Source organism: Lentzea sp. NPDC004782, from assembly GCF_040609115.1.
Classification (GTDB): domain Bacteria; phylum Actinomycetota; class Actinomycetes; order Mycobacteriales; family Pseudonocardiaceae; genus Lentzea.
In genome coordinates this window covers 49412-62540 of sequence record NZ_JBEXJN010000032.1, presented here as the reverse complement: position 1 = coordinate 62540, position 13129 = coordinate 49412, and the positions used below count along the sequence as shown (strand labels likewise).

At 68.4% G+C, this 13129-nt stretch carries 13 protein-coding genes; 8 read left to right on the top strand and 5 right to left on the bottom strand.

What is annotated here, in order from left to right; all coding sequences use genetic code 11:
• Positions 1–32 precede the first annotated feature (32 nt).
• Both ABZV40_RS27795 and cpt read left to right on the top strand, forming a co-directional pair.
• Complete coding sequence (locus ABZV40_RS27795; RefSeq protein ID WP_355447586.1) at positions 33–1352, top strand: NAD(P)-binding domain-containing protein; 1320 nt, start codon at positions 33–35, stop codon at positions 1350–1352.
• A 114-nt stretch (positions 1353–1466) separates the two neighbouring features.
• Positions 1467–2048, top strand: coding sequence for a chloramphenicol phosphotransferase CPT (gene cpt, locus ABZV40_RS27790; RefSeq protein ID WP_355447583.1), 582 nt, complete (start codon positions 1467–1469; stop codon positions 2046–2048).
• Here cpt and ABZV40_RS27785 read toward each other — a convergent pair.
• The 5 genes from ABZV40_RS27785 to ABZV40_RS27765 all read right to left on the bottom strand — a co-directional run bounded on the left by ABZV40_RS27785 (position 2003) and on the right by ABZV40_RS27765 (position 6535).
• Entirely contained in the window at positions 2003–2815 is an 813-nt protein-coding gene (locus ABZV40_RS27785) for a radical SAM/SPASM domain-containing protein (protein WP_355447580.1), read from the bottom strand. The two genes, cpt and ABZV40_RS27785, sit on opposite strands and share 46 nt — an antisense overlap.
• Before the next feature lie 206 nt (positions 2816–3021).
• Entirely contained in the window at positions 3022–3291 is a 270-nt protein-coding gene (locus ABZV40_RS27780; RefSeq protein WP_355447577.1) for a MerR family transcriptional regulator, read from the bottom strand.
• 81 nt (positions 3292–3372) lie between these two features.
• The gene (locus tag ABZV40_RS27775) at positions 3373–4878 is read right to left on the bottom strand and encodes an aldehyde dehydrogenase (NADP(+)) (protein ID WP_355447574.1); all 1506 of its coding nucleotides are present in this window, start codon (positions 4876–4878) and stop codon (positions 3373–3375) included.
• On the bottom strand, positions 4875–5702 hold the full coding sequence (locus ABZV40_RS27770; RefSeq protein ID WP_355447571.1) for an NAD(P)-dependent oxidoreductase: 828 nt from the start codon (positions 5700–5702) through the stop codon (positions 4875–4877). Before ABZV40_RS27770 ends, ABZV40_RS27775 begins: the two co-directional genes overlap by 4 nt.
• 44 nt (positions 5703–5746) lie before the next feature.
• Positions 5747–6535: an IclR family transcriptional regulator gene (locus ABZV40_RS27765; protein WP_236703245.1), complete on the bottom strand. Its 789-nt coding sequence runs from the start codon at positions 6533–6535 to the stop codon at positions 5747–5749.
• 124 nt (positions 6536–6659) lie between these two features.
• Here ABZV40_RS27765 and ABZV40_RS27760 point away from each other — a divergent pair, with 124 nt between their 5' ends.
• From ABZV40_RS27760 to ABZV40_RS27735, 6 genes are all read left to right on the top strand, one after another.
• A complete protein-coding gene (locus ABZV40_RS27760; protein WP_355447566.1) occupies positions 6660–7976 on the top strand; it encodes a sugar ABC transporter substrate-binding protein in 1317 nt (438 codons plus the stop codon).
• Between the two features lie 128 nt (positions 7977–8104).
• Complete coding sequence (locus ABZV40_RS27755; protein ID WP_355447564.1) at positions 8105–8944, top strand: sugar ABC transporter permease; 840 nt, start codon at positions 8105–8107, stop codon at positions 8942–8944.
• Positions 8941–9819: a carbohydrate ABC transporter permease gene (locus tag ABZV40_RS27750; protein ID WP_355447561.1), complete on the top strand. Its 879-nt coding sequence runs from the start codon at positions 8941–8943 to the stop codon at positions 9817–9819. The genes ABZV40_RS27755 and ABZV40_RS27750 overlap by 4 nt, the downstream gene beginning before the upstream one ends.
• A 10-nt stretch (positions 9820–9829) precedes the next feature.
• The gene (locus ABZV40_RS27745; RefSeq protein WP_355447558.1) at positions 9830–10732 is read left to right on the top strand and encodes a 5-dehydro-4-deoxyglucarate dehydratase; all 903 of its coding nucleotides are present in this window, start codon (positions 9830–9832) and stop codon (positions 10730–10732) included.
• 13 nt (positions 10733–10745) lie between these two features.
• On the top strand, positions 10746–12005 hold the full coding sequence (locus ABZV40_RS27740) for a glucarate dehydratase family protein (protein WP_355447555.1): 1260 nt from the start codon (positions 10746–10748) through the stop codon (positions 12003–12005).
• Positions 12002–13129, top strand: coding sequence for a hypothetical protein (locus ABZV40_RS27735; protein ID WP_355447552.1), 1128 nt, complete (start codon positions 12002–12004; stop codon positions 13127–13129). The genes ABZV40_RS27740 and ABZV40_RS27735 overlap by 4 nt, the downstream gene beginning before the upstream one ends.

Genomic DNA, 13129 nt, shown 5'->3' with positions numbered 1-13129 from the left:
AGCCGCATTGAACGTGAAAATACTTCAGGGTCATGGACCGCGTGTGCGTCATCGGGGCAGGCTCTTCCGGCATCGCCGCATGTCAGGTGCTCAGCGCCCGCGGTATCGAGTACGACTGCTACGAGACCGGGTCCGAGATCGGTGGCAACTGGCGCTACCTCAACGACAACGGCATGTCGTCGGCCTACCGGTCGCTGCACATCAACACCTCGCGGCAGATGATGGAGTTCAAGTCGTTTCCGATGCCCGCGCATCTGCCGGTCTACCCCTCGCACTTCCAGATCGCGGAGTACTTCGACGACTTCGTGAAGCACCACGGGTTCCGCGACCGCATCCGATTCCGGACCGAGGTCGTTTCGGTTTCCGTCGCATCCGGTGGCTATTCGGTCACCGCTCGCGATCGCGATACCGGTTCGGAAGTTTCCACGCCGTACCGTTCGGTCATCGTCGCGAACGGGCACCACTGGTCGCCGCGACTGCCGGAACCGGCGTTTCCGGGTTCGTTCGACGGCGAAGAACTGCACGCGCACTTCTACAAGACGCCGGAACGTTTCGCGGACAAGAAAGTGCTGGTTCTCGGCATAGGTAATTCCGCGTGCGACATCGCGGTCGAGGCGTCCAGGGTCGCTTCGCGGACCTTTCTGGCGATGCGGCGCGGCGCGCACATCATGCCGAAGTACCTGTTCGGGATGCCGACGGACCACCTGACGACGTCGCCGCTCGCCCGGTTCGCGCCCGCCTGGCTGCAGGCTCTGTCCGTTCGGGCGATGCTGAGGCTGGCTCGGGGCAAGCTCTCGGACTACGGGCTGCCGGAGCCCTCGCACGGGATCCTCGCCGCGCATCCGACCGTGTCGGACGACCTGCTGACCCGGCTCGGGCACGGGGACATCACGGTCAAGCCGAACATCGCCCGGCTGGACGGCTCCGGGGTCGTCTTCGCCGACGGCAGCCGCGAGGACGTGGACATCATCGTCTACTGCACCGGCTACAAGGTCGACTTCCCGTTCCTGGACGCCGCCGAGTTCCCGGCCGTGTCGTCCGCGGACAACGAGGTGTCGCTGTACCGGCGGGTCGTGGACCCGGCGCATCCCGGCCTGTACTTCCTCGGGCTGATCCAGCCGCTCGGGGCGATCATGCCGCTGGCCGAGGCTCAGGCCGAGTGGATCGCGGATCTGGTGTCCGGGCGAGCGGCGCTGCCCCCGCTGCCGGAGATGAAGGCGGAGATCACCGCCTACCGCGAGTCGCTGCGCAGCAAGTACGTGAAGTCGAAGCGGCACACCCTGGAGGTCGACTTCCTCGGCTACCTCCGCGAGCTCGCGGAGGAGCGCCGAGCCGGCGCTGCCCGCCGCTGAACTGATATATCGCGCTCGATACACAGCCTGACCTGCACCCTAGCAATGAGTCTTTTGACTTCGTCCGCAAAAGCTCATTGCAAAGGTGCCGCCGGCACTGGGTACGGTCGGCGTGTGGGATCAAGTGCTCAGCTGATCGTGCTCAACGGCGGATCCAGCTCCGGCAAGTCGGGGATCGCGCGATGTCTGCAGGCCGTGCTGCCCGAGGCGTGGCTGGCGATCGGGGTCGACACGCTGATCGACGTGATGCCGCCGCGGTTGCGGCTCGGGACCGAGGGGATCGGGTTCGCCGACGACGGTGAGGTCACCGTCGGAGCTGAGTTCCGGATGCTGGAAGACGCGTGGATGGAGGGGGTTGCCGCGATGGTTCGCGCGGGGGCGCGGGTGATCGTGGACGACGTGTTCCTCGGCGGGACCGAGTCGCGGCAGCGGTGGGAGAAGGCGCTGCGGGGCCTCGACGTGGTGTGGGTCGGAGTGCGGTGTGACGCCACCGTCGCCGCGGGCCGGGAGCTCGCCCGCGGCGACAGGGTTGCCGGGATGGCCGCGGTGCAGGCCGAGCTGGTGCATCGCGGGATGACCTACGACATCGAGGTCGACACGACGCGCACCGAGGCCATTGCGTGCGCGAAGGCCATCGCGGAGTGGATCGGTCAAAGGCGCGGAGGATCGTTCGGCGCGCAGGAGCCGCCGCCCTGAGGCCAGCAGGAGGGGCCGGCGGTCGCGGGCGACGTGATGGCCGTAGTGGACAGGATCGTCGGCAGATCAGTATCCAATATATTGCCCAGCGACATCCAGCGCGCGAACACGCACGGCCACACCTCACCGGTGGGGGAGATGGCCACGGCGCCATGACCGCAGCGGCCGCACAGCTGGTCCCGGTCTGGGGAAGCGTTTGCGCCGCGACCGATTCCGCGCAGGCGGTCGACACCGACGGCGGTGACGCCGAGCGACGCGAGGTCGGCCTGGGCGGCGTGCGTGCGCTGCCGGCCGATGCGAGCGGACGAGCTGACATCGATGACACCGGCGCGCAACGGGATGTCGCGGCTCAGCGCCTCGGCGATGTTGGCTCTGGTGCGGGCGTGGCTGCCGCGCCGGCCGGTGACGGCCTCGTGCTCGGCCGCCGTGTCGGAGTAGTAGCTCGTCGCCAGGCGCACACCGGGACGGGAGAAGGTGTCCCAGAGGCGCGGGCCGACGTGCACGAGATTGCTGAAGACCTCGACGGTGAGCCCGGCGTCGAGCGCCCGGTCCACCAACGAGGGCAGATCGGGATGCAATGTCGGTTCCCCGCCGATGAACTGAACCGACCGAGCGCCGAGCTCGGCGGTGTGGTCGATGACGCGGAACCAGTCCCGTGTCGTCATCGCGCCCTCTGTGCCGCGCGGACCGGAGTCCGCGTAGCAGTGCGTGCAGCTCAGTTGACATTTTCCGGTGATCTCGAGCCATGCGAAACGCAGGTCGGTCATGTCCCGCTCCCCTGGACGTCGCCGTGCGATCACCATTTTGCCCCGGAGAGTCGCGAATGGAGCTGTCGAATTCGTTTAAACATCGAACTGATGTTGGCTCGGTGACATGTCCTCGACACGAATCCGGCGGGCGCCTCACCGGATTGGTGTGAACCGATCAATCGGTCAGCAGCAGTCGCAACACGTGCAGCAGTCGTCCACTCCGATCACCTCCTCTCAGGCGGGCACCACGGTGGACAGTCGGTGCCGACGAGGTCCACCAGGCCGGGCAGCGACGAGATCTCGCGCAACCTCAGGCCCAGGCGCTGACAGTCGCGGACGAACCGGATCCGCTCGGCGGCCGAGTCCGGGTACTGCCGATACCCCGACGACGTGCGCGGCGGCGGCGCGAGCAGGCCCGCGCGCTCGTAGTAGCGGACCGTGTCGGGCCGGACCCCGACCTGCCGTGCGAGCTCGGCGACTTTCCTGCAGACCACGCTGAACCTGCGAGCGCACTCCGAGGTCAAGGCGAACGAAAGCGGGGCCGCCGAAGATCGGCGGCCCCGCCCGCGAAACGATCAGTGCACGCCCAGCACACCGTCCACCCGGCGCGGAATGCCGAGCGGGTTCGCGTCCTGCAGCTCCGGCGGCAGCAACGCGTCCGGCCACGACTGGTACGTCACCGGCGCGATCCACCGGCGGATCGACGTCGCGCCCACCGACGTGTGCAGCGGGTTCGTCGTCGACGGCCACGGCCCGCCGTGGTGCTGGCCCCACGCCACCGCGACACCGGTCGGCCAGGCGTTGAAGATCAGCCGGCCCGCGACGCGCCGCAGGATCTCCGCGATCTCGCCGGCCTCCGCGTGGTCCGACTCGGCCGCGTGCACCGTGCCGGTCAGCGTGCCCGGCAGCTTCGCCAGCACCGAGTGCAGCTCGGCCGGCGACTCGTAGGTCACGACCAGCGCGGCCGGCCCGAAGTGCTCCTCGGTCAGCTTCTCGAGGTTGTCCTCGAACACCGACACCGGAACGCTGAACAGGCGCGGCGACACCGCCCACGCCTCGTCCGGACGCGTACCCGTGGACACGACCGACACGAGGTCCGACGCGGCCAGCGCGTCCGTCGACGCCGTGTAGGACTCGCACATCCGCTCGTTCAGCATCGCGCCGCCGGAGGTCGCCGCGACGGCCTCACCGAGCGCCGGCACCAGCGACGAAGGTGCGAACACCAGGCCGGGGTTCGTGCAGAACTGCCCGACCCCCATCGTCAGCGACTGGGCGAACCCGGCGGCGATGTCGTCGCGCTCGGCCGCACCCGGCAGGATCACCGTCGGGTTCACGCTGCCCAGCTCGCCGTAGAACGGGATCGGGTCCGGCCGGCCCTGCGCCAGGTCGAACAGCGCGCGCCCGCCACCGGTCGACCCGGTGAACCCGACCGCGCGGACGACGGGGTGCTGCACCAGCGCGACACCGGCCTCGGTGCCGTACACGATGCCGAACACGCCCTCGGGCGCACCGGCGTCCCGCAACGCGTCCACGACGACCCGCGCGGTCTCGCGCGAGGTCGACGGATGCGCCGAATGTGCCTTCACCACAACGGAACAACCGGACGCCAGCGCGGAAGCAGTGTCACCACCGGCCACCGAGAACGCGAACGGGAAGTTCGACGCGGAGAACACCGCGACCGTCCCGAGTGGACGGAGAACGCGCCGCAGCACCGGCCGCGGCGGGATGATGTCCGGGTTCGCCGAGTCCAAAGTGGCCTCGACGTAACTGCCCTCGCGCAGCACCTCCGCGAACAGGCGCAGCTGGTTCGTGGTGCGCTTCAGTTCCGTCGTCAACCGCGGCACACCCAGCGCGGTCTCGCCGTCGGCCGTCGCGACCAGCAGGTCCGACTCCGCGTCCAGCGCGTCCGCGACCTTTTCCAGCACGACAGCGCGATCCGCCGCCGGAACGACCGACCACGCCGAGAACGCGGTGGCCGCGGCCGAGGCGATCCGGTCCACCTCGCTGTCGGGGGTCTTCGCAACCGGTTCGCCGAACGGCTCACCGGTGCGCGGGTTGTATCCCTGCACGACGTGGCTCAACGCCCTGCCTCCTTGACTGCCGTGTCGAAATCGGGGCCGCACCAGGCCCCGCCCACGTACTTCGCCGCGTACGACGAGGGATCGAGCTCACCGCCGTTCCGCTGGAGCACCTCGGCGGCGTACACCTCGGAGTCGTCCTGCGGCTCGTAGCCCAGCGCGCGGGCCTCGTCCAGCGAGAACCAGCCGCGCTTGTTGTCCGAAACGCCCCACACGATCCGGAACCCCGGTGACGGCACGGAAAGGCACGCCTCGAACAGGCGCGCGCCGTCGTCCGGTGACATCCACGTCGACAGCATCCGCACGTCACGCGGCTTCTCGAAGCACGAGCCGATGCGGATCGCGATCACGTCCATGCCGTAGCGGTCGGCGTACAGGGACCCCAGCGCCTCCAGCGCCACCTTGGACACGCCGTAGTAGGTGTCCGGGCGCGGGAACAGGTAGTCGCCGGCTTCGCCGCCGGCCCGCTCGACGTACCCCACGGCGTGGTTCGAGCTGGCCAGCACGACTCGGCTGACCCCGGACCGCCGCGCGGCTTCGAGCACGGTGTGGGTGCCGTCGATGTTGACGGACAGGATCTTGTCCCACGCCTCCTCGAGGCTGTGGCCGCCGAGGTGGATCACGGCGTCGACGTCCTTCATCGCCGCCTCCATCGCGGCCATGTCGGTCACCGACGCCTGGACGAGCTCGACGTTCTCGCCGTCAGCGGCCGCGGGTAGCTCCGCGATGTCCAGCAGCCGCAGGACGCGGCCGTCCGCCGCGAGGCGAGAACGCATGAGCGTTCCCACCCCGCCACCGGCGCCGGTGATCAGGATGCGTGCGGTCACGGGATGGACCCCTCCGTCGTGTGCAGATGTTTCAGTAAACCTTTTCACCTACCGAACTGGCGGAGAAGCTCGGTGATGGTCCGGGCGGCGTCCAGCAGGGCGGCGACGACCTGCCGCTCGTGTTCGGGGTCCAGTCTGCCCAGCGGCACCGAGCAACTCATAGCGTCCAGAACGGGGTTCCGGTAGGGCAGCGCGACGGCGAAACAGCCCAGTCCCGGCGTGTTCTCCTCACGTTCGTGGGCATATCCGACATTCCGGAACCCGGCCAGCTGCTCGTGCAACGCGGCCCGATCGGTCACGGTGTTGGGGGTCAGCGGCGTGAGCACGTCCGGGAGGATCAGGTCGACCTCCTCCGGCGTCCGCGTCGAGAGCACGGCCTTGCCCAGCGACGTCGAGTGCGCGGGCAGCCGGCGGCCGACGCGGGAGACGACGCGCAGGTGGTGCTCGGACTCGCGGCTCGCCAGGTAGACGACGTCGGCGCCGTCCAAACGGGCGAGGTGCACGGTCTCGTTGATCTCCTGCCGCACCTGCTCCATCACGCGGATCGCCGCGCGCACCACCGGGTCGTGGTCCAAATAGGACGTACCGACGAGCAGTGCGCGCACGCCGATGCCGTACGTGCCGCGATCGGAGTCGACCTCCACCCAGCCGCGCGCCACCAGGGTCTGCAGCAGCATGTAGAGGCTCGACTTGGGGTAGCTGAGCTCGCGGTGGAGCTCCGTGAGCGTCAGCCTGCGATCTGACGCGGAGAGCACTTCCAGCAGCTCCACCGTTCGGTCGGCGGACTTGACCGCACCCGGACGAGCCGTGCCTTTGTCGATCGGCGACGCCACCTGGCCTCCTTGAAACCGTCAAGCAACTTGCCCTTGACACGCTGCTGTGCTGATTCTTACAGTCCTGCACCAGGTTCACAAGTACGACCCCGGTTCACATACGTGAAAGCGAAGGGCTGCGACGATGCGCCGTAGAACTGCCACAACGATCGCCACGCTCGGCGTGGCCGCCCTGCTCGCGGGCTGTGGAAGTTCGACCCCGGCGGCCTCGAACAAGGACCCGAACAAGCCCCTCGAGGTGTGGACCCGCTCGACGGAGGCGACCGCGAAGGTCTACGAGAAGATCTTCAAGACGTTCACCGAGAAGACCGGTGTGCAGGTCGACTACAAGCCGATCTACAACGACTTCGACAAGCAGGTGCAGCAGCGCGCCGCGTCGAAGGACCTCCCCGACGTCGTCATCACCGACACCGGCTCGCTGGGCAACTTCGTCAAGCAGGGCTGGACGACCGAGATCAAGCGCGACGACCTCGCGGGCGGCGGCGACGTCGTCGACCGGGCCTGGAACAACGGCAAGGGCGCGGACGGCAAGTACTACGGCGTCCCGTTCTCCACGCAGGCGATGGTCACGCTGATCCGCAAGGACTGGCGGGAGAAGCTCCACAAGCCGATCCCGACGACGTGGGAGGAGCTCGACGACCTGGCCCGCGCGTTCACCCGCGACGACCCGGACGGCAACGGGCAGAACGACACCTACGGCATGCTCGTGCCCGGCACGGTCGACCGCGGCTACCTCGCGTGGTGGGCGGCCAGCTACATCTGGCAGGGCGGCGGCGACATCCTCGAAGAAGAAGGCGGCGGCAAGTTCTCCGTCGGCATCGACTCGCCGGAGTCGACCAAGGCGATCGAACGGCTGCGCAAGCTCTTCTGCGAGGACAAGGTCATGCAGCCGGGCTCGCTCACGTTGAGCACGAACGATGCGCACCCGCTGTTCGAGTCGGGCAAGAGCGGCATCTACCTGACCGGCCCGTACATGATCGGCCGCTTCGACAAGTCGATCGGCAAGGACAAGTACGAGGTCATCGCGTCGCCGCGCGGCCCGGCCGGTGCCACCGTGCTCGGTGAGGGCGAGGACATCTACCTGATGGCCGGTTCCGCGAAGACCGCCGACCAGCGCAAGCTCGCCGAGTACCTGATCACGCCCGAGGCGCAGCAGGCCGGCATGAAGGGCGACCCGCAGCCGGTGGTCCGCCTGCCCGTCAACAAGAACGTCGACGTCAACGCGACGTACAACGACCCGCGCTGGGCGACCGTGGCGGGCGTGTACAAGAGCGAGTCGCGGCCGTTCCCGAGCGTCCCGAACTTCACGCCCTTCCGGCAGAAGACCTCGGAGACCCTGAACTCCATCTTCGCCAAGTGCCCGGCCGACTCCTCGGCCGAGCTGAAGTCCCTGGCGGACGCCCTGAAGAAGGAGCTTGAGAACCAGAAGGCGTCGCAGTGACGGCGGTTCAGCATCACAGCGACACCCGAGACGTGGGCTCGACGGCTAGTGGCGGCGGTGCCGTCGAAACCCACCCCGTGAGGCGGCGCCGCCGGCGCCGCCTCACGGGAGCCACCTTCATCCCGTGGTTGTTCCTGCTTCCCGCCGCGCTGATCTTCCTGGTCTTCAAGTTCATCCCGATGGCGGAGGGGATCCGGCTCTCGCTGTTCGAGGTCCGGCCCTTCCTCGGCGACATCTTCGTCGGCGTCAAGAACTACGCCACGATCCTGCAGGACGAGAAGTTCCTGACGGCGAGCTGGCACACGCTGGTCCTGGCCGGTGGGCAGACGCTCGGTGCGATGCTCATCGGCTTCTTGCTGGCACTGCTGCTGGAAGGCCACGCCAAGTCGCTGTGGTTCGTCCGGTCCGCGGTGTTCCTTCCGGTGGTCGCGGCGACCGCGGTCATCGGCGAGATCTGGCGGCTGTTCTTCTACCCCGCGCCGGAGGGGTTCCTGAACGACCTCATCTCGTGGGTCGGACTGGGGCCGTGGGAGTACATCAGCAACCCGGACACCTCGCTGGTGTCGGTCATGTTCGTCGGCATCTGGAAGAACGCGCCGTACGACATGGTGCTCATCCTCGCCGGGCTCGCCGGCATCGACCGCCAGCAGTACGAGGCCGCCGCGATCGACGGCGCCTCGGCGCGGCAACGGATCTGGAACGTGACGCTGCCCGCGTTGCGCCCGGTCATCACGATCCTGCTCACGCTGGCGGCCATCCGCGGCCTGCGCGTCTTCACCGAGGTCTACGTGCTGACCGGCGGTGGTCCCGCGGGCTCGACCGACGTCTGGATGACCCGCGTCTACACCACGGCGTTCGAGCAGTCCGAAGCCGGCCTCGCCTCGGCTGGTTCCGTGCTGTTGTTCCTGGTTACCTTGGTCCTCACGGTCAGCGTGCAGGTGTACCGCCGGAGGAAGGAGGCGCGATGAGCGTCAACTCGAGCCGCTTCGACAGCGCCATCGGCTGGTCCACCCGTCCGGACGCGTGGCTCAGCAAGGGCGTCCGGGTCCTTCTGAGCGCCCTCGCGGTGATCCTCTTCTGCGGTCCGCTGCTGGTCATCTTCTCCGGCGCGTTCGACAACAACCCGGACCCGACCCAGCTGTCGGTCATCCCGGACAAACCGTCGCTCATCAACTTCCAGGTGGCGACGGAGAACAAGATCTGGCACTACCTGGCGAACTCGTTGGTCATCGCCGGCGGTGCCCTGCTGTTGCAGTTGTCGGTGAGTGTTTTCGCCGCGTACGCGTTGGCGCGCAAGAAGTTCCGCGGTCAGGCCATCGCGCTGTTGGTCATCCTTGCCACGATGATGTTGCCGGAGGAGGTCATCGCGATCCCGCTGTCGCTGGTGATCGGAGACCTACCACTGGTGCACGTGAGTCTCAAGGGCACCCTGCTCGGCGTCATCCTCCCCTTGGGGGCGTGGGGTTTCTCCATCTTCGTCATGACCGAGTTCATGAGGGAGATCCCCGCCGAACTGGAGGAGGCGGCCAAAGTGGACGGTGCCGGGGAGCTGCGTCTCTTCGCGCAGATCATCCTCCCCCTGTGCAGGCCCGCGCTCGGCGTGATCGCCGTGTTCGGCTTCAACATGATTTGGGAGCAGTACCTGCTCCCCCTGATCGTCGCCGCTGACCCCTCCGATTACACGCTCACGGTCGCACTTCTCGCGCTCAGATCCGACGACCAGGTCGGGCCGGGCATCGTGCTGGCCGGAGCGTTGCTGGCGCTGGTACCGAGCCTCGTCGTGTACCTGTCGCTGCAGAAGTCCTTCCTGCGTGGGATCACCACCGGAGCGATCAAGGGATGAGTGTGTAGGTATGCAACTCGATGGTGTGCTGTTCTTTCCGGTGACCCCGTTCGACACCGAGGGGAACATCGCGTTCGACGTGCTGGCTGAGCACATCAAGCACGGTGTCTCCGCCGGCCCGGGCGCGGTGTTCGTCGCCTGCGGCACCGGCGAGTTCCACGCGTTGGGGCTGGAGGAGTTCGAGCGCGCGGTGTCGGTGGCGGTCGAGGCGACCGCGGGCAAGGTGCCGGTCTTCGCCGGTGCGGGCGGCTCGGTCGTGGCGACCAAGCAGTTCGTGCAGGCGGCCGAACGCGCTGGTGCGCAGGGAATTCTGCTGCTGCCGCCATACCTCGTGACCAACCCGGCCGCCGGACTCGTGCGGTACGTGACCGAGGTCGCGGGTGCCACCGAGCTGCCGATCATCGTGTACCAGCGCAACAACGCGCGGTTCACGCCGGAGACCGCCGTCGAGGCCGCGCGGATCCCGAACGTGGTGGGCTTCAAGGACGGCATCGGCGACCTCGACCAGATGCAGCGGATCGTGCTCGCCGTCCGCGCGGGAGTCGACAAGCCGTTCCAGTTCTTCAACGGCCTGCCGACCGCGGAGATGACGCAACTCGCGTACCGCGGCATCGGCGTCGAGCTGTACTCGTCGGCGGTGTTCTGCTTCGCGCCGGAGATCTCGCTGGGCTTCTACCACGCCGTGCAGGCCGGCGACACCGAGCTGGTGAACCGGTTCCTGCTGGAGTTCTACAAGCCGCTGGTCGAGCTGCGCGACAAGGTTCCCGGCTATGCCGTCGCCCTGGTGAAGGCCGCGGTGCGCGCGAACGGTCTCGACGTCGGCGGCGTGCGGCCGCCGTTGATCGACCCGACCGACGAGCACCTGGCCGCGTTGGACAAGATCATCGCTGCGGGCAAGGCTCTGCTGTCCTGAAGGGGCGCTGGTTGTGAAGATCACCGAAATCGTTCTGACCCCGATCGCGTTCCGCGACCCGCCGCTGCTCAACGCGGCCGGCGTGCACGAGCCGTGGGCGCTGCGCACGATCGTCGAGGTGCACACCGACGAGGGCATCTCCGGGCTGGGGGAGACCTACGGCGACCTCGGGCACATCGAGCGCTCGCGGTCCGTTGTGGACTCCCTGATCGGCCTCGACGTCTTCGCCCTGAACGAGATGCACGCGCGCGTCGCCGCTCTGCTGGGTGGCGAGGCCGCGCCGGACAAGCACGGGCTGACCGGGCAGATCACCGCGGAAAGCACCGTCGACCGGGTGTACTCGCCGTTCGAGGTCGCGTGCCTGGACATCCAGGGCAAGGCGCTCGGACGGCCGGTGCACGACCTGCTGGGCGGCGCTGTTCGTTCAGCGGTGCCGTACTCCGCCTACCTGTTCTACAAGTGGGACGGGCACCCCGGCGCGGACGCCGACGAGTGGGGCGAGGCGGTCGACCCCGCCGGCATCGTGGCGCAGGCGCGCAAGATGATCGGCGAGTACGGGTTCGGGTCGATCAAGCTCAAGGGCGGGGTGTTCCCACCGGAGCAGGAGATCGAGGCGATCCGGGCGTTGCGCGAGGCGTTCCCGGACCACCCGCTGCGGCTGGACCCGAACGCGGCGTGGTCGCCCGCCACGTCGTTGAAGGTCGCGGCCGAGCTGGACGGCGTGCTCGAGTACCTGGAGGACCCGACGCCGGAGATCTCCGGGATGGCGGAGGTGGCCGCGAAGGCGCCGATGCCGTTGGCCACCAACATGTGCGTGGTCGCCTTTGAGCATCTGCGGCCGTCGGTGGAGCAGGACGCCGTGCAGGTGCTGCTGTCCGACCACCACTACTGGGGTGGTCTGCAGCGGTCGCGGCAGCTGGGCATGATCTGCCAGACGTTCGGCATCGGACTGTCGATGCACTCGAACTCGCACCTGGGCATCTCCCTCGCCGCGATGACGCATCTGGCCGCTGCCACGCCGAACCTGAGCTACGCGTGCGACACGCACTACCCGTGGAACGCGGCGGACGAGGTCGTCGAGCCGGGCGTGCTGTCCTTTGTGGATGGTGCAGTGCCGGTGCCCGACGGGCCCGGGCTCGGTGTGTCGCTGGACCGCGACGCGTTGGCGCGCATGGCCGAGAACTACACCCGGTGCGGGCTCACCTCGCGGGACGACACGGGCTACATGCAGAAGTTCGACCCCAGCTACGAGAGGAAGCGTCCCCGGTGGTGAAGTCGGTTGTCCACGCCTATCCGTGGGACCTGATCGGGGACCCCGAGGCCGTTGCGCGGTACCGGGATCTCGGGGTGGACGCGATCGCTCTCGCCGCGTCGTACCACACCGTTCGGGCCGCGACGCCGCTGCACCCGCGGCACCGGCTGGTCGACGCCCGGCACGCCGCCTTCTACCTGCCCGTGCGGCCGGAGAGGTTCGGCCGGCTGGTGCCCGCGGAACCGTCCTGGACGGACGGTCCGAACTCCTTCGGAGAGGCTGCCGATCTCGTTCGCGCGGCAGGGCTTCCCGTGTACGCGTGGACCGTGCTGACGCACAACTCGCGGCTGGGTGATCTGCACCCGGACGTGACGGTGGTGAACGCGTTCGGGGATCGCTACCCGTACGCGTTGTGCACCGCTCAGCCCGATGTCGTCGAGTACACGTCGGTGCTGGTGTCGGAGGTGCTGGAGCTCGGTGCGCCGGACGGGATCGTCCTGGAAGCCGCGGGGCCGCTCGGGTTCGTCCACGGCGGGCACCACGAGAAGACCGACGGCACGGACTGGAACCCGGTGCAGCAGAAGCTGTTGTCGCTGTGCTTCTGCTCGTCGTGCGCCGCGTTGTACGCCGATTCGGATGCCTTGCGTGACGCGGTTCGGGCCGGGGTTGACGGGGGCGCGTCCAGCGTCGAGGAAGCGCTGGGTGCGCTCGTGGACGACGTTCAGGCCGTGCGCACCGGTGTTGTGCGGTCGTTGCGGTCCCGGTTGGTCTCCGAGATCCGTGCTGCCGCGTCCGATGTCCGGGTCGGCCTGCACGCCACCGCTGACCCTTGGGGGACAGGGCCGTTCGCGACCGTCGCCGGTGGTCTGGGCGTGGACGTCGACGTGCTGACGACGATGTGCTGGCCTGGTCCCGAAGTCGCGGTGCCCGGCATCGAGGCGTTGCGCGCCGCTGCTCCGGGCACGCGGATCGCCGCCTATGTGCTGGGGTTGCCCCCGAAGCCCGCGGACGGCGCGGCGTTGTCCAAGGAGTGGCTGGCCTACCTGGACGCCGGGGTGGAGGAGTTCCACGTCTACCACGGTGGACTGGCGTCGGCGGCTCGCCTGGAGGCGTTGCGGGAGGCCGTCGCCGCCGTTTCCCGGTAA